Annotated in this window: 15 protein-coding genes; 3 read left to right on the top strand and 12 right to left on the bottom strand. The window is 31.5% G+C overall.

Features of this window, described 5'->3' with window-relative positions:
* Positions 1-775 precede the first annotated feature (775 nt).
* Together fumC and BED47_RS02475 are read right to left on the bottom strand one after the other, a co-directional pair.
* Positions 776-2,152 carry a class II fumarate hydratase gene (gene fumC, locus BED47_RS02480; protein ID WP_069032230.1) on the bottom strand — a complete coding sequence of 459 codons (1,377 nt, stop codon included), beginning with the start codon at positions 2,150-2,152 and terminating at the stop codon, positions 776-778.
* A 342-nt stretch (positions 2,153-2,494) separates the two neighbouring features.
* A complete protein-coding gene (locus BED47_RS02475) occupies positions 2,495-2,893 on the bottom strand; it encodes a DoxX family protein (protein WP_069032229.1) in 399 nt (132 codons plus the stop codon).
* Between the two features lie 667 nt (positions 2,894-3,560).
* Here BED47_RS02475 and BED47_RS02470 point away from each other — a divergent pair.
* A complete protein-coding gene (locus BED47_RS02470) occupies positions 3,561-4,346 on the top strand; it encodes a TMEM164 family acyltransferase (protein ID WP_069032228.1) in 786 nt (261 codons plus the stop codon).
* Positions 4,347-4,415: 69 nt separating this feature from the next.
* Here the strand turns inward: BED47_RS02470 and fabF are convergent, their stop codons facing one another.
* On the bottom strand, positions 4,416-5,648 hold the full coding sequence (gene fabF, locus BED47_RS02465; protein WP_069032227.1) for a beta-ketoacyl-ACP synthase II: 1,233 nt from the start codon (positions 5,646-5,648) through the stop codon (positions 4,416-4,418).
* A 107-nt stretch (positions 5,649-5,755) separates the two neighbouring features.
* Here fabF and BED47_RS02460 point away from each other — a divergent pair, with 107 nt between their 5' ends.
* The gene (locus BED47_RS02460) at positions 5,756-6,595 is read left to right on the top strand and encodes a helix-turn-helix transcriptional regulator (RefSeq protein WP_069032226.1); all 840 of its coding nucleotides are present in this window, start codon (positions 5,756-5,758) and stop codon (positions 6,593-6,595) included.
* 293 nt (positions 6,596-6,888) lie between these two features.
* On the opposite strand, the gene BED47_RS02455 is transcribed toward BED47_RS02460, so the two are convergent.
* From BED47_RS02455 to BED47_RS02445, 3 genes are all read right to left on the bottom strand, one after another.
* The gene (locus BED47_RS02455; RefSeq protein WP_069032225.1) at positions 6,889-10,842 is read right to left on the bottom strand and encodes a S8 family serine peptidase; all 3,954 of its coding nucleotides are present in this window, start codon (positions 10,840-10,842) and stop codon (positions 6,889-6,891) included.
* 884 nt (positions 10,843-11,726) lie between these two features.
* Complete coding sequence (locus BED47_RS02450; protein ID WP_069032224.1) at positions 11,727-12,017, bottom strand: SAV0927 family protein; 291 nt, start codon at positions 12,015-12,017, stop codon at positions 11,727-11,729.
* A gap of 308 nt (positions 12,018-12,325) precedes the next feature.
* Positions 12,326-12,892: a GNAT family N-acetyltransferase gene (locus BED47_RS02445; RefSeq protein WP_069032223.1), complete on the bottom strand. Its 567-nt coding sequence runs from the start codon at positions 12,890-12,892 to the stop codon at positions 12,326-12,328.
* A gap of 170 nt (positions 12,893-13,062) precedes the next feature.
* Between BED47_RS02445 and BED47_RS02440 the strand changes: the two genes are divergently transcribed.
* On the top strand, positions 13,063-13,863 hold the full coding sequence (locus tag BED47_RS02440) for a formate/nitrite transporter family protein (protein WP_069032222.1): 801 nt from the start codon (positions 13,063-13,065) through the stop codon (positions 13,861-13,863).
* 84 nt (positions 13,864-13,947) lie between these two features.
* Here the strand turns inward: BED47_RS02440 and BED47_RS02435 are convergent, their stop codons facing one another.
* The 6 genes from BED47_RS02435 to BED47_RS02410 all read right to left on the bottom strand — a co-directional run bounded on the left by BED47_RS02435 (position 13,948) and on the right by BED47_RS02410 (position 22,522).
* Positions 13,948-14,970, bottom strand: a complete 1,023-nt coding sequence (locus BED47_RS02435) for an NADH:flavin oxidoreductase/NADH oxidase (RefSeq protein WP_069032221.1) — start codon at positions 14,968-14,970, stop codon at positions 13,948-13,950.
* A 167-nt stretch (positions 14,971-15,137) separates the two neighbouring features.
* Positions 15,138-16,772, bottom strand: coding sequence for a hypothetical protein (locus BED47_RS02430; RefSeq protein ID WP_069032220.1), 1,635 nt, complete (start codon positions 16,770-16,772; stop codon positions 15,138-15,140).
* Between the two features lie 2 nt (positions 16,773-16,774).
* Positions 16,775-17,533 carry an ABC transporter ATP-binding protein gene (locus BED47_RS02425; RefSeq protein ID WP_254664525.1) on the bottom strand — a complete coding sequence of 253 codons (759 nt, stop codon included), beginning with the start codon at positions 17,531-17,533 and terminating at the stop codon, positions 16,775-16,777.
* Positions 17,534-17,808: 275 nt separating this feature from the next.
* Positions 17,809-19,926 carry a HelD family protein gene (locus BED47_RS02420; RefSeq protein ID WP_069032219.1) on the bottom strand — a complete coding sequence of 706 codons (2,118 nt, stop codon included), beginning with the start codon at positions 19,924-19,926 and terminating at the stop codon, positions 17,809-17,811.
* Between the two features lie 384 nt (positions 19,927-20,310).
* Positions 20,311-21,429, bottom strand: coding sequence for a Ger(x)C family spore germination protein (locus BED47_RS02415; RefSeq protein WP_084006721.1), 1,119 nt, complete (start codon positions 21,427-21,429; stop codon positions 20,311-20,313).
* Positions 21,430-21,436: 7 nt separating this feature from the next.
* Entirely contained in the window at positions 21,437-22,522 is a 1,086-nt protein-coding gene (locus BED47_RS02410) for a GerAB/ArcD/ProY family transporter (RefSeq protein ID WP_069032218.1), read from the bottom strand.
* Positions 22,523-22,542 lie beyond the last annotated feature (20 nt).

Raw genomic sequence — 22,542 nt, 5'->3', positions numbered from 1 at the left:
AATTTTATGATTCTAATAACACTAGTAATGTTTTTTTAGAAGTTAAAAAAATTATTAATCATCTAATAGGTTACTCTAAGTAAAGGTTATTTGATTAGGATTTATTGCAAACTTTTTTTGTTGAATTAGTTGATTGGAACGAAGGGGTGCTCGACTCCTATGGGATTAGCGGGAAGGCTGAGACCCCGCAGGCTTGCCGAGGAGGCTCAGGTCTCGCCCCATGGAAAGCGAGCATCCCGTAGTGGAAATCAACATCACACTACTCCTTTTACTAAAATTTGGTAATTTAATTGACAAGGTTGTTTTTCAACAGCGTCAAAAAAGCCAAGAAAAAATTCTTGGCTTTTTTGACCTATTCTATTTGGGGGGATATGTAAAAAAGAAAACAGTATTAGTATTTTTCTTTTTTTACATGTAACTTACTATAAATGGTATAGTGATTACTGTTATTAACATTAAGATCCAATTGTGTTTTTTAAGTTTATCTTCAAATTTTTGCATCTCATCTGCTGAAATGGTTTTAATGGGCTTCAATTAATCCGCCTTCTTTCTGTTTAAGTATTATTTAAGAATAAAATGATTATAATCTATTGATGTGAACTTAATGTGAATTTATGTTAACTTTTTTAGAATGAATCCTCTAAAATCGTAAAAAAAATATTGAAAAGTTAATAGATGTTTAATTGAGGGTATGTGAAAATTGATAAAAAAATCCTGATGGCTCTAAAGTGGCCATCAGGATTTTTTTTGACTTTATTTAGTCTTCAAAATCTGACTAAATCATATTTTCTGGTCTGATCATTCGATCGAATTCTTCTTCCGATAAATAACCCGTTTTTAAAGCAGCTTCTTTAAGTGTCAAATTTTCGTTAAATGCTAACTTCGCTATTGTTGCTGCTTTTTCATAACCAATATGAGGATTTAATGCGGTTACGAGCATAAGTGATCGATTTAGATTTTGTTCAATCACTTCTATATTTGCTTCTATACCTTTTGCACAGTGATCATTAAATGAAGTGATTGCGTCTGAAAGTAATCTTACTGACTGCAGAAAATTATAAATAATGACTGGTTTAAACACATTCAATTCAAAGTTTCCTTGACTAGCAGCAAAGCCTATTGTCGTATCATTTCCCATAATTTGTGTTACAACCATTGTCAGTGCTTCGGATTGTGTCGGATTTACCTTCCCTGGCATGATTGAACTTCCTGGTTCGTTTGAAGGAATGGTTATTTCACCTATACCACTTCTAGGACCGCTTGCCATCCAACGGACATCATTCGCTATTTTCATTAAATCTGCAGCCAATGCTTTTAAAGCACCATGAGTATAAACGATCTCATCATGACTTGTTAATGCTTGGAATTTATTTTCTGCAGAAATAAAATGTAGTCCAGTTAACGAACTAATTTCTTCAGCCATCATCGTTCCAAAACCCGGATCCGCATTGATTCCTGTGCCAACAGCAGTCCCACCAATAGCTAACTCAGCAATGAATTTCATACTATCTACTATCATTTCTTCGCTTTTTTCTAGCATACGATGCCAACCACTGATTTCTTGACCAAGTGTTATTGGTGTAGCATCTTGCAAATGTGTTCGGCCAATTTTAATAATTTGTTTAAATTTATTCATCTTTTCGTTTAATGTCATTTTTAAATTTCTTAATGCTGGAAGCAATTGCTCATTTACTGCAAGAGCACTTGAGATATGCATTGCTGTTGGAAATGTATCATTCGAACTTTGAGACATATTGACATCATCATTTGGATGAATTCTTTTATCGTTTCCTTTTTCTGCTAAAAACTCATTCCCACGATGAGCGATTACTTCATTAACATTCATATTTGTTTGTGTACCACTTCCTGTTTGCCAAACAACAAGTGGAAAGTGATTGTCAAGTTTACCTTCTAATATTTCATCTACAGCACCAATGATTGCATCTGCTTTTTCACTATCCAATTTTCCTAGTTTTTTATTAGTAATTGCTGCACTCTTTTTAATTAATGCTAATGCATAAATTAATTGAATAGGCATTTTTTCAGTACCGATTTTAAAGTTCTCAAAACTTCGCTGCGTTTGAGCTCCCCAAAGTTTATTAACGGGTACTTTTATTTCACCAATTGAATCTTTTTCAATTCGATAATCCAATTTTTTGCCTCCTAGATTTTAATTATTAAATCATATGTAAAAAGATGGAATCAAAGTAATAATTTTGACATTAGAATAAGTAGAGTTGAGTTAAGTTTATTTATGTATCATTCGAACTTTGTAAAAAATCCTATCTAAAAGAGTAGTCCTTTTTTATTTTATATTGAAATAAAGTCATCAAAATTTAAAATAAAAGTAAGCTAATCCAACAAGATTCGATTAGCTTACTTTTATTTGACTACATTTTCTATTATTTCTTTTTTTTATGAACAGATTCATTATTTAACTGCACAATTAAACTAATTAGAATTTATTTATAAAATCAATTTATACAGTGGTCAATTAGAATAAAAATGCATCTAACGCATATTTACCAGGTCCAATTAAAGCTATACCAATAGCAACTGACATCAATGTTAAGTTGTATTCATATCCATTAGCTGTTGCCCATAAACCATTAGGTCCATGAACTTTAATAATTGCCATCAGCATTGTTACTGCAATCATTATTCCTGCAAGTGGTGTTAATAGACCTAGTGTAAACAAAATTCCACCAATCAGTTCTGCTAACCCTGCGAAAAGTGCAACAGTCACACCTGGTTTCATACCAATTGATTCAAACCATCCACCTGTTCCTTTCAATCCATGACCACCGAACCAGCCAAATAATTTTTGAGCACTATGCCCCACAAAAAGTAAACCGATAACTAAACGAATAATTAATAAACCAATATTTATCATCTTAAAATCCTCCTAATTGTTATTTATCTTTAATTCGAGATAATATTTTAAAAAAATTACTGAATTAATTGTTTTTTATACATTATTTCTAAGACAGAGATTGTGAAATATTTATGTTTTTCTTTATTAACTCATCAAAAACTTCTTTATACTATTGATTTTAAAGTAAAACGAAAGAATTTAGCATTTATTATCCATTATTCACACCTCCAAGTTGTTTCAAATTAAAATATCTTGAATATGAGATAATAATAGTATGAAAAAACTTGGTTGTCAATAATTACAGGAAAAATAATTAAAAAATGTTAAACATACTAGATAAGATTCCCGCATTTTTAATTTAAGTTTAAACAAAAAATGATTTTTTGCCTTTCTCAATACTAAAATCAATACTTATTCGGTAAACGATTTGTCACTAATTAATAATGATCCCTTACAATTACCCTCAGTTAACATTTCTTTTTTCGGTACAAGTTTAAAGTAATTATTACAAGTTCTTTCTAAAAATTTTTTGAATAAATCAATAGTAGGTATTGATTACTGGATGTCTTTAGTTTGATCGCTTAATGATACGTTTTTTGCTCAAACCAAATTACAATAATAAGTAATGGGGGTAAATCGCGTTGAAAACAAGTGAATTTTACTACATGAAGGAAAGTATAGTTCAATGACCTTTCAAATGTGGAGTCCATTTCATTTTTTATTTATGGCTAGCCCTTTTCTATTTGTCACTTTGTTTTATTTTCTATTTAGGCGCTTTAACAATCAGACGTTACGATTGATTGGTATGGGTTTCTCGCTTATTGGGATTGCTCTTTTAGTTGGTCGTAATATAGAAATTTATCACAAAGTGAATCAAGTTTCACCTGAAGAAATCCCTTTACAAATTTGTCATTTTGCTAATTTTATTTTATTATTTGCTTTTTTATATGAAAGTGAATTACTATTTTCAATTGCGTTTTGTTTTAACCTTCCTGCAGCTTTAGTAAGTATTATATTTGCAAACGGGCTTTCAAACTATCAATCTCTCCTAACATGGCAAGGAATGGCGTATCTTTGGGGGCATATGCTAATCGTAGGAATTGTATTGTGGGCATATTTCAATCATATGGTTGTAATTAATTTAAAAATTTTACGAAAAACAATGTCGCTCATTATTTTAATGTACATTTTATCAATCTTTATAAATAATTTGTTTATGAAATGGATGGAACCCTTTACTTCTAATTACTTTTACACAATGGCACCCGAAAAAGGAACTCCATTAGCCTATTTTTACAATCTGGGTAAAGAAACAACAACTTTTGGACTTCATTACAATCTAATGTATTTATTGATCCTACTTTTAGTTGGGCTTTTTGTTGTATTCCTCTTTTATTTGGTCTATCTATTTTTAAATTTATTTAAAAACAGTGCAGTGAAGAAACTGAATGAGCAAAATCCGATGAATTAGGTAGAGTATTTAAGCCTCTTATTAAAAAGAGGCTTTTAGACAGTTAATATAAAATTAGTAGGATATCTTTTAAACGTACTTTTTCAATACAATAGCAGAATTATGACCACCAAAGCCGAATGAGTTTGAAATACCAATGTTTATTTCTTTTTTCCTAGCCACTTGGGGTACATAGTCTAAATCACAATCAGGATCCGGCTGAGTTAAGTTGATTGTTGGTGGAATAATACCTTCTTGAAGACTTTTCACTAAAGCGATCGCCTCTACTCCACCTGCTGCGCCAAGCATATGACCAAGCATTGATTTATTTGCTGTAACTGGAATATTATAAGCGTGTTCACCAAACAGTTTTTTTATTGCCAGCGTTTCAGATTGATCGCCTAATGGGGTACTTGTTGCATGTGCACTAATGACATCCACATCTTGTAATGCTATTTCAGCTCTATTTAATGCATTTCTCATAGCTAAAAACGCTCCTCTTCCTTCTGGGTGAGTTGCAACCATATGATATGCATCAGAACTTGCTCCATAACCAATTATCTCACATAAGATGGGCGCATTTCTTTTAATCGCGTGTTCTAATGATTCTAACACTAAAACCCCTGCTCCTTCACTCATTACAAATCCATCTCTATTTGCATCAAAAGGTCGACTTGATGAAGTAGGTTCAGTATTGATGGACAATGCCTTTGCGTTACCAAAACTTGCTAAAGATAATTGAGTTATAGCTGCCTCTGTACCACCCGCAAAAATAACATCAGCTTCTCCGTTACGAATTGTATTGAATGCTTCTCCAATTGATGAATTTCCTATAGAGCACGCGGTTACTGGTGATAAAGATGGACCAAGTGCACCTAATCTTATACTTATTTGAGCTGCTGCTGCATTTGATATCATCATCGGTACTAAACTTGGACTAACTCTCCCAGGTCCTCTCTCGTTTAATAAATTTACATTTTCGATAAAGGTATTAATTCCACCAATTCCTGATCCAACATAAACGCCTAAACGTTCAAGATCAATTTTTTCTAATTGTAATTGTGAACTTTCTAAAGCTTGTTCAGCAGCTGCTAAAGCAAATTGACAAAAACGATCTAATTTTCTTGCTTCCTTTCTTCCCCATCTTTCTTCGGCATCAAAGTCACGAACAATTCCTGCTACCTTCGTTTTTATATTTGATACATCAATTGTATCAATAGCGGTGATACCTGATTTTCCGTTAATTAAGTTATTCCAAACTGTATCTACATCATTTCCAAGAGGCGAGATAACACCCATACCTGTAATAACTATTCTTCTCATTATAAGTTCTCCAATCGTTTTTTCTTTATTTTAACGCGTATTTATCCTATTACAAGTTGTAGTTTATCCTAGTATAATTTATACTACGTTGAGAAGGGAGTTATAAGATGAATCAAGAAACCCGACTTCAAGCACTGTCAGAATTTCTAAAAACGCAACGGTCTAAAATAAATCCGCAAATGGTTGGATTACCAGTTGGAAACCGTAGAAGAACGCCGGGCCTCCGTAGAGAAGAGGTTGCCGGGTTAGCAGGGGTAAGTACAACATGGTATACATGGCTAGAACAAGGAAGAGATATAACAGTTTCTAATTCTGTATTAGATGCTATTTCAGATGCATTACAATTAAATAAGGATGAGCGAAATTATTTATATGCACTTGCATTACCGGAAGCTGAAAAACGCTCATTTTCAAATGAAGAAGAAACAGTCATTAGTCCAGCCTTGACTAAAATATTAAATGAACTTCGGAACTGTCCGATCATTATTTCAGATCGAAGGTGCCATATCGTTGGATGGAATCCAGCAGCAGCTCACGTATTTTTAGATTTCGAACAAATTCCAAAAGAGGAACGAAATCTTATTCATTTACTGTTCTCTAGAAAAGAATTTAAAAGTTTAGCAGTGAATTGGGAGCATTTTGTGAAAGGCTTTTTAGCTATTTTTCGAACTTATTACGGACAATATATGGGAGATCAATGGTACACTTCGTTTATTTATGAAATGGAACAAAATTACCCTGAATTTCATGAACTCTGGAATGAGAGCGAAGTAAGTTCGGCCCCAGATGTTTTAATTGAATTTCGACACGCAAAAGCAGGAAAAATGCTCTTTAATTTAACTTCATTACAAGTACAAGGTAACATTGATTTAAGATGTAGTGTTTACACCCCTGTTGAAAATACCAATACAGAATCTAAGTTAAGAAAACTGATGAATAATGAGTAGATTTTCTTCTTTTTATATACTCATGGAGTTCTTATGAGGTACTTAATTTCTTATTTTCGCCTTTTTACTTACTCATGAAGCTCTTATGAGGTACTAAATTTCGTATTTTCGCCTTTTTACTTACTCATGAAGCACTTATGAGGTACTACTTTTCGTATTTTTTTCTTTTTACCTTACTCATGAAGCTCTAATGTGGTAAAATTTCACGTAATTAAACTAGTCTAAATTCAAAAAAAATCCCGATTACTCATAAGAGCAATCAGGATTTTTTGTTTTGCTAATGCTTATACATATTATTTAACTAAAGAAAACTGAGTTAATTTAAATGAATCAACATTTATTAACTTGTTTGTTGCGGCACTAGATTTTGTACCAGTAGCAACAATCTTAATAGTGTGAGCTTTATTTGCTAGATTTTGTATATCGAATACATTTACTTTATATTTACGGCTTGAAGAGTAAAGGTCAATTTGCTTTATTTTTTTGCCATCAATATAAATATCTGCTCTACCCATATTCTTATCTTTTAAAGCATTTACAGTTATACCCGTACCACTAAAATTGTATTGAAGCGATCCAGTTGATCCTTTTGTTTGATTTATCGTGCCACCAGAAGCGCTCGTATAATTTAACTTACTCCAGTTTCCTGAGTATTTAACATTAGAATCATTGTTCTCTACTGATTTTGTTGTTTGCACTGAAATATTAATACTATATTGGCCAGAGCCTTTTACAGCAGAAGGAACGATATAGTACATACCAGTTTTTGTTGGTTTAAAGACAATTTTTTCAGTAGACGTTGTACTAGCAGACTTTTTCAATTCATTCGTACCATAAATAGTTGATGTACCAATGTTGTATAATGAAAGATCAAAGTTTGCATTAGTCGGACCAGTTAACGTAATTTCATATGTTTTGCCTGCTTCTAAGTTTTTAGCCCAAACATCTTTAAAGTCTTTTGCGTCAGTATTAAGACTGCCTTTTGCAGTACCTGATATATATATTCTTCCTTTAATATCATCATCGTTTACGTAACTAATTGATGTTGAATAAGGTGTCTCAGTTTTATCCTGTGTATTAATTACCACAACATAGTTGTACGTTTTTCCAGGTGACATAGCAGTTGTATCTGTAAATGTCGTTGTTGTAATAGGTGTTTTATTTATTTGTACATAATCAGTTTGTGACGACTCTTTTCGATAAATATTATATGATTCTGCCCATTTAGGAGCAGTCCATGAAATTACTGGATATTTCTTTGCAGTATCAAATGATGTTTTTAATGAAATAGGATTATCTTTAACAATAAATTTATCCAAATTGATTCCTGTAGCAGATTTTCTTGCCATTGGATCACTTTTACCAGTCCAAACAATTCTGATAGAGTGATTGCCATAAGTTGTAAAATCATATTTTAATAAACTTTGATTTGATTTCAACGTACTATTATAAAGCGATAGAGATGGGATCTTATTGCCGTCTATATATACATCGGCAATTCCTTGTGTTGCATCTTTAAAACCTTGCCATTCAATGCTAGATCCAACAAATGAGAAATTAACTTCACCTCTAGAATTAAGTACTCCTGCCATTTCTTCAGAGAATTGCGGATTAATTACTGCATTCCATTCTCCATCTAACGTCACTGCGTCAGAATCATCTTCATACGATCCACCGAAATTTCCAGAATAAAGTTTGTAGTTTCCTGAACCACTGTAATCGTAGACATTTACAAAATAGATTCCAGTTCTAGGAGCGATAAAGTTAATCTTTTCTTTGGATGAATTTATGTTCTCTGAGTACGCAACCATACCATTCTTATTATTTACACTAGATGAGGATTCATTATAAACATACAAGTCAAAATCGCTTCCTGTTTGCCCGTTTAATGAGAATGTAATGCCTTGGCCTTCTTTTAATGATATTGCATAAACATCGTTTTTGTCTTTTGTAGAATCTAGACTTCCATTTAGTACACTTTTATCTAATGGAATACCTGGTGTATCATTGTCATCAAAGTTATCTAGAGTTGATGATTTAACAATATTTCCAGTGCCTACTAGACCTTTTAGTGAATCTAATTTCGTTCCTTTTGCACTTGTATATAGCTTAAGCATCTCAGGTGACATGTTTGGATGTAAACCTAGTAAAATAGCAGCCGCACCCGTAGTATGTGGAGTTGCCATAGATGTTCCACTATAATAATCATATGCTTGGGTATAATCAGAAACATATTTAGAATTAATGACTGTTTTTGGATCATTCGATGTTACATAATCAGCGATGTAGTATGGTAAATCATATCGGTTTACATCAAATTTAGTATCTTGATAGATTCCACCAGTACCTTCAACATTTAAACTTGGACCCATGTCTGAATAAACATTTAAATGTAAAGTATCTTTTACAAGCGATGATTTCTCTTGTCCACCAAGTACGTTCACACCAGATAATAATAACTTACCGCCATTAGTAAGATAATTTTTTAGTAATTCTGTATCTGATTTTGTTAAAGTAGTACCCTCTTCAGAGTTAATTCCAATACCGTTCCCTGTAAACCAAACTACAGCATCGTATTGTGATAAATCTGTACTGTTCATTGATAAAGAAGAATCAGAACTGATTGTAACCGTATTTACCGAAGAATACTTAGACAACAGTTTTTGATATGTCGGTAAATAGTTTTTAAAGATTTTAGCAAGTTCAGGAATAAAATCTTTTAACAAGTCTGCAAGATCATTTTCATCATCTTGAACTAGTAAAATTTTCTTATTCGTATCCGTTAAATCTAAATAACTTAATGCTTTATCAAAAGCATCCTGTCTTTGTTTTTCAGATATCTTTTCATATCCAATGCCATCAAAGATCGCTTTGTAATTGTCTCCAGCAATTTGAGCTGATGCTCCAGCTTGATCAATTTTTAATGCTTTTGTAATTTCATCGATTGGGTATTTAGGGACTGAACTCATAATGTCAACTCCAGGAGCAGCAACATCTACAGATTCAGCGCCATAATTTGAGAATGGTGCTAAATTTCCTTTATTATCAACTGCAGCAACGGATAATATATTAGAACTTTCAAAACTAGCAGGATAAGAGCCTTCTTCATCATTATCCATTCCGTCATTACCCGCAGCAGCTACAAATAAGCTATTTGAATTTGCAATTGCTTCTTCAAGTAATGGATCGTATTCTCCGCCACCCCAGCTGTTATTTGTGATTTTTACGCCCATACTTTTAGCGTATTCGATTGCTTCGATCGCATCTGCTGATGTTCCTCCATCAGGACCGATGAACTTTAATGGTAAAATCTTTACGTTAGGAGCAACACCTACTACACCTTTATTATCTGATAGATTTGGACCTTCTAGTGCTGCGGCAATTGTTCCAGATACATGAGTACCATGTTCATCTCCATCAAGTGCATCGTAAACAGTGTTATCATCGTTATAAAAATCCCAGCCATTTACATCATCAACATAACCATTATGGTCATCATCAATTTTATTATTAGGAATTTCTTTAGTATTTTTCCAAATTTTTCCTGCTAAATCCGGATGATTAATATCCACGCCTGTATCGATTACACCAACTACTACTTGCGCTTCAGGTTTTGCAAGTTTTGAACTAAAATTAGTCCAGCTTTCAGGTGCGTCTATATCAATATCTTCTTTTCCTACACTATCATTGACCGTTTGTCCTTTATTATTAAGTCCCCATAATTGTTCATAATAGTCATTCGCATTATTGAAGTCAGAAGCGTAATATTTGTAGTTCGGTTGTACAGATTCAACATTTGGATCCTTTTTTAGTTTCGTTATGTATTCTGAAGTACTTTCGCCTGTTGGAATTTTTACTAACTCAGCATTTAAACTCTTTAATTTCTTAGAAGACTTTAAAGAATATTTTTTCTGTAGTGTAGTGATTTCCCCAGTAGTCACTTTCTTTTTATATTTAACGATTAATTCACCTGTTTGTTCATTATGTTTCGTTACTGATTGTTTATTTTTTAATTTATCTCTTAATTTTGTTTCAATTTTAGATTCTGCCTTTTTAGGGAGTACTTTACCACTTGCTTTTTGCACTTCCTTCATTTGGCTTTTTCTAAGGTTTTTACCAGAGTTTGTCTGATTAGCTACTGTACTATTAGCTCCTGTTACTGAAGCAGCTTGAACTGTTCCAGAATAAATACTTGAAAATAACAGGATTGTTGATACAGGTAAAGCTAAATAATTTTTTTTCTTCATTGTTGAGCCCCTTTTTTAATAGATTCAAAGATTATTAACTAGACAAACATATGTAACAACTAAACATTAATCCATTCATTTAAATGTAAGATTAGAATTATTTAATGAATGAAAACAAATGGATTAAACTTATATGTAGTTACATCATTTACAAATCAAAACTATCAAACCCCTCCTTTCTCTTGGAATTATTTTCTAGTAAACACTCAATAATACCTTTTAGATTACTCAAAAATAGAACTTTTGGATTTGATAATATGAATTTCCGAGGATTTTCAAGGTCTATTTACCTGTAACGTAATTAACAAAACAAGCGTTTTTACTCACTATTAATAAAAAGAGATATAATTGTTACAAATTCTTATTAATTGTAAGGTATTTAAAACAAAATTAATATACAATTAATTGTTTTTTAAGAAAAATAGTAAAATTTTCCTTATCCCTATTTTTTCCATAATTGTTTAAACAAAAAATTAGGGTAAAAACTAACCAATCAACAAAAATATAATTCAAATTTTACATACATCATAATTTAGAGTAAATTGGGGGATTTAAGCATGAATGAAAGAACATAAAAAAGGGCATTTCACTTAAAAATATTGTCATTTAAACGATATTTAAAGAGAATCCCAAGTTAATTTGAGGAAATATCAATTCGTTTTATTAAAAAAACATAAATTTTTTATATTGATTTTTTTTATAATTGGGGAAATTAATAGATTAAATGTTTATTTTGTGATGCAACTAAAATTATATGTCGAAATGTATTTTTTAATTCTTTGTTATAAAATAAAAAAGAGGTAGCAAAAAAGCAAACCTCTTCAAAAAAGTACTTTTAAATACAAAATAAAAAGAGCCTCCAAAAATTTGGAGACTCCCACTTTTTAATATTGATCACTAAACATTCGTTGATCCAAAATAGAATGAAAAAATGTTTCAATTTCTTTGATATCTTCAGCTGCAATGCCGAGCTTTTGATCCCAGTGTTCTGGATGGTCAATGTCTTCTCTGCAAAGTAATACCATTCTTCCACTTTGAATAGAGACAACCATTGCTTTACCTAGAAATTTTCCCGAAAAGATAACAGCAAAGTCGTAGCGATGGCTACCTGCAGCGATACAGTAATAATGAATGTTTTGGTTTTCCTTCTCTTCCGATATAATGTAGAAATTCATCCCTACCACTCCTTTTTTTTACCATAGTTTTTACTTTGAGCATCTTACACTTAAATCGAATGATTGCATCGATTATTAAATAGAAAGAGAGTATAAACTCCCTTTCTTATTAATTAGCTAAAATATGCCAATTTTCCTTTATTTTTATTGTTAAAATTTTGTGATAAATTAAAAATTATGTCGTAATGCATCTAATTATTTTCAAACTAATGTAAATTTGAACTTTTTTTAGATATTAAAATTATTTTCTATTAAAAAAAGATAAACAGTAAACTGTCTATCTTAAATTAAACAAAATGTTTATTTTACTAAATTAGCTTTGTGCAACCTTCTTTTGCAAATTCTTCTTCTAAGATTGCCAAACAAACATGATCATACCACTGATCTCTAATTTTTAAGTTTTTTCGATAATATCCTTCCTTCACAAATCCAACCTTTTCAAGGACGCGTAAAGACCCTAAGTTTTCTGGATTAACTTCTGAAGTCACTCGGTGGAACTTCAAATCTTCAAATGCAATTTTCAAAGCAAGTTTCAAAGCTTTCGTCATATATCCTTGGCCGTTAAATTTTTCCCCAATATGGTAACCAACCATACAACTTTGTTTAGGTCCTCGTGTAACAAAAATGAACTGTACTTCGCCAATTAAAGTAAATTCATTGTCTTCTTTAACAAAGATCGCAAAATCATATCTATTATCTTCTGCACTTTTTTCCATAAACTCTTTAATACTATTCATTTGTCCTTCAACTGTATAAAATTCCTCTTTCCTTAATGTAGGAGACCATTTTTCAAAGTGTTCTTTATTTTCTACATGTAATTGTAACTTAGCCTCTGCATCCTCAAATGTATATGGGCGTACTATAACTTCTTTCAAATTAACCCCTCCAATAAACTTTTCTATCTCTACTATTCGTTATCCATCTACTCATTAATAACAGCTGATTTATTTATACGGAAAATTGTTAATAATGAAATTTTACCATAAAATTTTACAAAAATGCTATTTCTTAAACATTTATGGACAAATTAAAAAGGGGTGATTTGATGGAAGTAAAACCGCTGTTAGAAGTTGAAAAGTTAGCCTTAAAGAAACAAAAAATATTTGACCAAAGCCATCTCCGCTACGTATTAAGAAGTATGCTTGCAAGTATGTTTATTGGTTTTGGGGTAATGGTAGCTTTTAAAACAGGGAACGGCTTTTTCTTAGTGAATTCTCCTGTTGCTTACCCAATTGCCGCATTAACATTTGGAGCAGCTATTGTGTTGATTTGGTATGGAGGTGGAGATCTCTTTACTGGGAATACATTTTATTACACTTATGCTGCATTGAGAGATAAAATGAAATGGCCTAAAGTCTTTGAGCTCCTGGTATATAGTTATGTAGGAAATGTATTAGGCGCATGTCTTTTTGCTTTTATCATTTATACTACTGGACTTTTTGATGCTCCTGACTCAAGTGCGTTTCTATTATCAGTTGTCGAACATAAAATAGATAATTCTATTTTTCATTTATTCGCAAGGGGGATCTTGTGTAATTGGCTCGTGTGTCTTGCCTTTTTCATACCAATGTCTTTTGGTGAAACTGAAAATCTAACAAAAATTACTGCGATGATGTTATTTGTATTTTGTTTCTTTATGTCCGGTTACGAGCATAGTATTGCCAATATGTGCTCCTTTGCAATAGCACTTGTAATTGATCATCCTACCACTATTTCTGTATCAGGAATTATTCGAAATCTAATTCCTGTAACAATTGGAAATCTTATTGGTGGAGAATTTATGATGGCAGTTATGTACTATTTTGCGAACAAACCATTTTTTGATGAAGAAGTAAATTCTAAATAAGACTTAGTTAGAAACTATCCAAGTTTTTTTTATAGTCTCATTAGAAAAGTACGCTGATTACTCAGCGTACTTTTTACTTTTTTCTTAATATGCTCTCTCATAAGGTTTTGGAGTCAAAGGTTTTCCATCAAGAAGGATTGAAGCTTCATTAGCCCAATAAGGATTGCTTAGCATACCACGACCAACAGCGATTAAATCCGCTTCTTGATTGCCAAGTACAGCTTCTGCAAGATTTGCATCATCTAATTTCCCAACTGCAATGACAGGGATTTCTACTTCTTTCTTAATTTGTTCAGCTAATTTGACTTGATATCCAGGATGAGATCCAGGTCTACCTCCTGAACCGATTGGACCTTCACCACCGGATGAAATGTGGAAGATATCCACACCTGCATCACGGAATGCTTTAGCCATTTCGACAGAATAATCTAGTCCATAGCCTCCATCCACGTATTCTAACGCAGAAATTCGCATAATAAGTGGCATGTCAGCTGGCATTACACTTTTAGCTGCTTTAATCACTTCTTTTCCAAATAAAAATTTATCCTGTCCATATTCATCTGTTCTTTGATTCGTATAAGAAGATGCGAATTGGTGAATAAGATAGCCATGAGCACCATGAAGCTCAATCGTATCTACACCAGCAAGAACTGCACGCTCTACACCTTTTTTGAACTTTTCAACCATTTCTTTTACTTCTAAAGTTGTTAACTCATGTGGAGTTTTTGAATTCTCGTTAAAAGCGTTTGGTGAAGAGGACACTGGAATTGGAGCATCTTCAGCTTTACGTCCTGCATGAGCAATTTGAATCGCAACTTTTGCACCATATTTATGACATTCATCGATAATTCGCTTAAATGCCGGTATATGGTCATCACTCCAAATTCCTAGGCAATAATCTGAAATGCGGCCTCGATCTTCAACGTTTGTCATTTCTATAATGATTAAACCCGTACCTCCGATTGCACGACTTGTATAATGAACGAAATGCCAATCTGTTGGAATCCCATCTTTTAAATGGACCGAATATTGACACATAGGGGGCATTACAACACGATTTTTTAATTCTAATCCTTTGTATTTGAATGGTTTGAATAAATTAGACATAGTCAACGTCCTCTCACAAACTTTATATTTAAGCTACAATCCCATATTATCCCAATCATTTTAAAAATTCTATTTAATTGCTCAGTTCACTCATTTATCTTACCCAAGAAATAAAATATAAAAAGTAGAAAGCAATATGCCTTCTACTTTTTTAGTATTCAATCATTTCAAAAATTCCAAATCGTTTTATAAGCTTGCTTCCATGAAAAGAAAGTCACAATAATTAGCAAGACTAAATAAATCATTACACCAAATGGAATAAATGTTACCCCCCAATGAATTAATGCCAATATGCCCCCTAATATTAAAGCAACCATTATTTTGAGACCGGAATTTTGAGTGGCATCCTCAAATGACTCTGAAAATGGTAGCGATCCCTTAAGATAATTTGAGCAAATAACTGTATATAAAATTGAGCTTATAAAAACTACTAATAGATCAGGAATTATTTTTATACCAAAGATTCCGATAAAAATTATACTTAAAATAAAATAGACCGGAAAATATAGATTTGCGATAAATACTTTTAATGTTGCGCTATATAATGGTGCTAGGTTTGATACAGGAGCCGTTTTGTAGATCCAGGCTCCTTTATATTTCCCGGAATATTTTAACATTGCAATCGCATTAGGGATAATTAAACAAGACATATAAATCGTTAGAAAACTCTTACTTGATACGATATGATGGTAGGAAGAAATTTGTAATTGATTGAATAAGAAAACAAATGGGAGAACGATGGATAATCCTAATGACGGATAAACCTTTAGTCGGAATTCCCTCTCGTTTCGCATCATATTATCTGCAAATCTAAAAAATACTTTTTCTTCATTATTTTTACAAATTACATTAGCTAGCCAATTTTTCCACTTACTGTCTTTTTTTCTATTTAAGCCGCTATTATTTGATAATTTTTGAAGATTTTTCTCAAAGGATGGGATCAATAAACTGTAAAACATGATTGCAATAATAGGGATTATTACTGCTAAAATAGAAAATCCAATAAGATAAGTACTTGTATTACGATTTAAAATCAGCTCAAATGGTGCCCCAAACCAAATAGGTGGAATCAGAAAATGGTACCAATTTGGCGAAAATGACATATCTAGATTTACAAAGCTAAATGCTCTACCAACAAGTTGATAACCAACAGCAATTGAAATTGATAGCCCGATTTGAACGTAATTGATAATATCTTTTAACTTTTCACCATCAAAAAATCTTAAAATAATATAATAAATAATTGAAGTTAAAACAACTATAAATAAATTGACTAGAAGAAGCTCTACAATCGCTAAAATTAAAAATAAAAAACCGTGTCTAAATGTCCCAACTATTACTGGCAATGCTGTAATAGATGTAGTTATTAATAAAAGATAGATCGATATATGTACCATTTTAGCAGCAGTAATCGTCTTTTTTCCGATCGGTTTCGTATGAAGAATCCCCTTGTCTTTCACATCAAGTAAGACATTTGAAAAATCTGAGATCATTGATGTCATGATGAGGAACATAATAATGCCAAAAAAAGCGCTCATTTCATATACATAACTTTTTCCAAAAAGCACTAAAGGTATGAGCATTAGACTAAGTAAAGCATACATTCCTAAAGATTTTGTAACTCCATTTTCTTCGTCTTTTTTTGTTTTCTTGTTATTTTGATTAAAAATGGTCGGTGTCCTACGACTATCCATTGTTAATTTAACTGCTAAAATTTTACGCATGATTGGATAATCAACACCAAATAGTTCAAAAAGCGGTCGAAAAAAGTCTAAGATTTTTAACGTAGGGAAATCCTTCACAGTTATCCCCCTTTTACAATGGATACGAATTCCTCAGCTAAAGCTTGATGTTCATTAAATCCTGTAAGCTGATTGAAAATTTGTTCCAATGATCCTTCTTCATTTTGCTCCTTTAATTCTTTAAAACTACCATCTGCAACGATTTTGCCATCATTAATCAAAATAATTCGATTACTTATTTTCTCTACTACGTCCATAATATGTGATGAATAAAAGATCGTTTTTCCATTAGCTGCGAGAATGTCTAGTATTTCTTTAAATACCATTACACTATTTGCATCAAGTCCACTAAGTGGCTCATCCAAAAATAATAGGTCAGGATTATGTATTAAACTTGAAATGATTAGGACTTTTTGCCTCATCCCTTTTGAAAAAGAAGCAATTCGCGATAAATAAACTTCCTCCAAACCAAATACCTTCATTAACTTCATAGCCTTCTCATCAGCTTCATCAAAATCCATTCCGTATAACTCGCCAACGAATGTTAAATACTCTCTGGCTGTTAGATTATCGTATAGTTCGGCAATTTCAGGAACATACCCAATATTCTTCTTATATTCAACATTCTGATCTGAAATTTCCTCTCCAAAAATCTCAACCTTCCCAGAGTAATTCCCTTCTAGTCCTAATAAAATTTTGATAGTCGTGCTTTTACCTGCTCCGTTTGGACCAATATAACCAATAATTTGTCCACGATGAACTGTTAAATCAATCCCTTTTAAAACCGATTTTGCACCATAATCCTTTTTTAAATCCTTCAAGCACAATACGACTTCGTGTTTTGTCTCGATGATGATCACCTACTTTTTATTTAATAATTCAATTTTAATAGACTATTAATCTTGTTGTAAGAGCAAGAATTACCATATTTTAGGAATTTTTTTACAATAACAGAAGAATTTTTTGTCTGTTTTAATTTAAAAATGGAGTTTTAGAAAAGTTAATTCAAGTCAATATAAAAAGCATCGATCTATAAAATCGATGCTCTTTTGTAAATTTGTATTAAATCATTCAGTTAAAATAATTAGCATTGTATTTAAACGATCTGAAGTGGTGATTTTCCAATCAGTGGAGACTTGTTTCCAGAGTAAAGTACGATCAAATTGTGTAGTGCTCGAGTACATCCAACATAAAGTAATTTAGCGTCTTGTTTCGTTTCTTCGTAGTGTTCATCATCTACATCGACAAGTAGTACTGCATCAAATTCAAGTCCTTTAGAAAGATACACCGGTACTACCGAAATGCCCCCTTCATATTTTCTCTGTTTTGAATGAATAAAGGATACTTCTTCACCAGCTGCAGATAATTCACTGTGTAAAATTGCACACTCATCCTCAGTCCGACCAATAATTGCAATTGTATCCATTTTATCCTTTTTTAATTGACGGATGGAATTAATGATTATTTCAATCTGATTTGAGTGATCTACTTCTTGTATTTTAACTTTTTCCCCACTTCGAAATACTGGATTTGCTAAGCTAACAGGTATATTTGCCTTTTTTATAATCTCATTCGCAAACTGAATGATTTCCATTGTGGAACGATAGCTTCTATTTAACTCGTAATAGGTTACTTCTTTTGCATTGAATACCTCTAAAAACTCATCCCAATTATTAATACCTTGATACTCGTGAATGGCTTGGGATAAATCTCCGAGAATCGTGAACGAATTTCTAAGCGTCATCTGCTTTAATAGTGCAATTTGGAAAGGTGAAAAATCTTGCGCTTCGTCAACGATTACATGATGGAACTTTTGCTGTGACTCAATTCCAAAAAGACGATTGTGAATATAGACTAGCGGAGCCAAATCCTCCTGATCCATCTCTTTCTTTTTACAATTTAAAGATGTTGATTTAATAATATCTGCTGGTATTTCGTCTACAATAGAAGCACCCTTTGTTGTAGTGAATAGAGATTTATAGAAAGAAAGTGCAGTATGCTTTGGCCATTGTTTCATATAAGAATTTAAATATTGAATAGCTTTTTTCTTTTTCTCTTTTCTTATATTTGTTTCTTCTATAATCTTTAGCTCATTATCAATCCATTTCTTGAGCCTTGCAACAATTCGTTCTCTCCGTTTAGCAAGTGGATAATGTTTATATTCAATACTAAACCAATGTTTAAGTGTTTCTTTATCAATCATTCTTTTTTTCCAAGGTTTGAAATCTTTCTCAGGAACAGCTGAGGCTTCATACATATCCATACATCGATCAATATATGACATAAAATGAGTTGAACCTTTCCATTTACCTGGACTATATTGATTGATTTCAAGACGATTAGCACCAATTGCGAACCATTTGTTTAAGTTTTCTGACGAATCCTTTAATTTTACATCATGGTCGAGAGTATTTAATGCCCAATCTGAAAATGTTGTCTGTTGGATGCCACCTACTCCTAACTCTGGAAGAACGTTAGAAATATAATCTAGAAACATATTATTAGGTGCAAAAATAATCATTTTATCTGCCCTTAATGTTTCACGGTATTGGTAAATCAGAAATGCAAGTCGATGAAGAGCAACAGTTGTTTTTCCGCTTCCTGCTACTCCTTGAATGACTAAAGGTGTATTTTTGGATGAACGAATAATATCATTTTGTTCAGATTGAATAGTAGAGACAATATCCTTCAAGCGATTATCTTTGTTTTCACTTAATCGATATAGAAGAAAATCATCAGTAGTTGATACATCTTGATCGCCTTTTACATATGTATCTACAACGCGTTGGAGATTTTTTTTGCGGATTACTATATTTCGTTTTAAATAGATAATACCTTCGATAATACCTTCAGGCGATTCGTAATAAGCAGGATCGTCCCCTCCAGTAAACGAATAAAACATACTAGCAATTGGTGCACGCCAATCAATTATCAATGGATTTTCTGTAGCTTGTTCTGATATTCCTACTTTTCCTATGTAAACTGGTACCGAATCTTTATGCTCCTCTTGAAAATCCATACGACCAAAATAAGGTTCGTTTTTAGCTAAGCGAAGATTCCTTCGATTTGTTTCTCTTATTCCTTCTAGTACTTGTTCGGTTACATCACTTCCAGTGTAAACGGGAATCCCTTCAAGTTTCGTTAGTTGCCGTTCCATTTCAGATAAAATTGTGTTTAAATATTGAAGTTCTTCTTCGAATTGCTGTGTCGCCATTTTCTAACCTCCCTTTATGTAAATAAATAGCCGAATTTTCAGACGGAAAGCTATTGTATCAAGAATTTAATAATAAAGTAAAGACATTATTATTAAAAAATTATTTTTGATAATGGTTAAGCTTTTCTTGTTATATCAAATAAATTAAATATTATTACTATATGGAACTAGGAAAATGACTGTAGCTGAACAAAAGAAAAAAGAAACTATAATAAATTCAATAACAATTTTAAATTAAAAAAGATGAAAACTGTACAACACAGAAATCATCTTTCCATTACGGATTACTTCTTTTTCAAAATTATTTTTAAAAGAATCTTTCATTAAGTGATTTTCACTTGTTTTATTGTTTTGTTTATTTTGTGAAATTATATATCTTTTTACTTACATAGTTGTCCCTTTATCTACCAAGATAATTTTTACGTTTACATTAATTTTTGATTGTTGGTATGCACTAACCCAATCATCTTCTACTTTTTTCCATTCATGGTATTTAAATGACCTTGCGAATTGACCAAGACCAATAGGATCCAACTTTTCTTTTTGTAGTGATTTAATTAAATGATTAAGTTCTTTTTGTAATTCATGCTCAATTTCCTTTTTCAAATTTCCTTGTGATTCATCATTTAATAATATTGGGGATTCTGTTATTGATACCGGTAATTTAAGGTTTATATCAAATTGGTATTTTCCATCTTTATATTTCTTTTTTACATTCCTTTTTATATCCCTAACATAAAAACTGATTTTATCATTAGGGATGGTATTATTATTTTTGTTGTCTTGTTTATCCTTTAACCACATACTTATTTGTCCTGTATTTCTATCCGCTAATATTTTTATTAGCAATGTTTCTTTTAATGATAGGGACCTACTATATTGATTTTGATTGTTTAATAAAGTAGTACCACTTATTTCTAAAATATCATCCTTTAAAGTTAATTCAGGTGCAAAAGGTGTAATACCTTTTTCTGAATTCAAAGAGTAAAAATTTCGTAATGTAGTTCTTACTGAGACATTTCTAAAATTGGCTGTTTTTATTAACTGTGGAATAAAGACTGATAATCTTGGCTTATTTTTCGGACTAAATTCAAAAACATCTGAAACAGAACCGTTAATAACTAATATATCAGCATTAAGACGCATCTTTGGATCTCGGTAAAATACATCTAATAAAGAAAACCAGTCGTTACGTTCAATTATTTTTCTACCGATTAATATAGCCTGCAACTTACCACCTGCTGTAATACCAGTTGCTTTTGCATCAAAATAATCTCTGGCTTCTTTGAAAGATAAACTTTTCACTTTAAATTCTTCATTTTTTTCTTTCGCATCTTTACTAAAAACAGGGCTTGACATATAAATAGTAACATTCCCTTGTTCGTCTAAATCAATTCCGTATAAAAGCGCCATAGTAATGTCTTCAATATTAACTTTATCATTACAACCTGTTAATCCCATTAATATCATCAAACTTAATAAACAATGAGCAATTTTTTTCACTTTGATGTCACCCGAAATTTTTTTTATTTATTATTCCACCTATCCATAACAATATAGGTAGGCCTAAAATAACAATGAGCCCCAAATTAGAAAAAGTTTTCACTTGAAGATCAAAGAATTTAAAGGATGGAATGAAAAAAAATGAACTAATTATAATGAAACTAAAAATAGTCATTACAAAAAGCGGAAATCGTTTTATTTTAAATAACTCATAAAGTCCGTCCATACCTGCCCAAAAATAGGTAACCCATGTTTTTGAAATTACCATAAATAGTAAAGATAATAAAATTACATCCATTCGCTCTAAAAATTGAAATTCGATAATACTTAAAATATCAATAACAGGTGCAAAAATAGTTAATATCTCATATGGATTATAATTTAAAAAACAAATTATTGTTACAAATAAATAGGTAAACGAACTCATCACATTTGCTATAATAACTCCCTTCATTGCTTTTTCCTTCTTATCTAAAAATGGATAGATTACAAATATGATTTCGATTCCTAAAAATGACACAGTCGTTGTAGGAACAGATTTTATAATAGGCATCCAACCTTCTTTCAAAATAGGAATTAGATTTTTAAAGTTTGGAATTTTTAATGTCAGAAATAACATAAGTAAGAAAAATATAACTAATGGAAATATTGTTTCAATATATTTCGCAATTAAATGAATACCTCCAGTTACTAATTGAAAAGACGGAACCAAAAATAAGAACAATATAATATAAGCACTTGTATGTTGAAGTAAATATGATTGAACAAATAATACAGATAGCATTAAAACTAAAGATGCACCATATATGAAATAGATTGAGATTAAAAAAAGCATTATTTTTCCAACTATTTTTCCTAAATAAAAAGTAATAAATGAAGAAAAATTTTTGTGTGGAACTTTTTGACATAATTTTATATATAAAGTACTTAAAATTGTTGAAATTAAACCTCCAATTAAGATCGAAATCCAACTGCCTGCACCTGATTTTTCAGCTAATTCACGTGGTAGCGATAACATTCCAATACCTATTTGAACGCCAAAAATAATAAGAACAAATTGGTAGTATGTAATGTTCAATTTAGTGATATTCATTAATAATCACATCCAATATT

The sequence above is a fragment of the Gottfriedia luciferensis genome (assembly GCF_001712755.1).
Lineage (GTDB): Bacteria > Bacillota > Bacilli > Bacillales > Bacillaceae_G > Gottfriedia > Gottfriedia luciferensis_B.
Note: the sequence above shows the minus strand (reverse complement) of the source record. Positions and strands in the feature narration are given on the sequence as shown.

Bases quoted from the DNA above. Each gene is read 5' to 3' on its own strand.
- BED47_RS02475 (WP_069032229.1), bottom strand. From the start codon at position 2,893: ATGATAAATATTGGTTTATTAATTATTCGTTTAGTTATCGGTTTACTT.
- BED47_RS02470 (WP_069032228.1), top strand. From the start codon at position 3,561: ATGACCTTTCAAATGTGGAGTCCATTTCATTTTTTATTTATGGCTAGC.
- fabF (WP_069032227.1), bottom strand. From the start codon at position 5,648: ATGAGAAGAATAGTTATTACAGGTATGGGTGTTATCTCGCCTCTTGGA.
- BED47_RS02460 (WP_069032226.1), top strand. From the start codon at position 5,756: ATGAATCAAGAAACCCGACTTCAAGCACTGTCAGAATTTCTAAAAACG.
- BED47_RS02455 (WP_069032225.1), bottom strand. From the start codon at position 10,842: ATGAAGAAAAAAAATTATTTAGCTTTACCTGTATCAACAATCCTGTTA.
- BED47_RS02450 (WP_069032224.1), bottom strand. From the start codon at position 12,017: ATGAATTTCTACATTATATCGGAAGAGAAGGAAAACCAAAACATTCAT.
- BED47_RS02440 (WP_069032222.1), top strand. From the start codon at position 13,063: ATGGAAGTAAAACCGCTGTTAGAAGTTGAAAAGTTAGCCTTAAAGAAA.
- BED47_RS02435 (WP_069032221.1), bottom strand. From the start codon at position 14,970: ATGTCTAATTTATTCAAACCATTCAAATACAAAGGATTAGAATTAAAA.
- BED47_RS02420 (WP_069032219.1), bottom strand. From the start codon at position 19,926: ATGGCGACACAGCAATTCGAAGAAGAACTTCAATATTTAAACACAATT.
- BED47_RS02410 (WP_069032218.1), bottom strand. From the start codon at position 22,522: ATGAATATCACTAAATTGAACATTACATACTACCAATTTGTTCTTATT.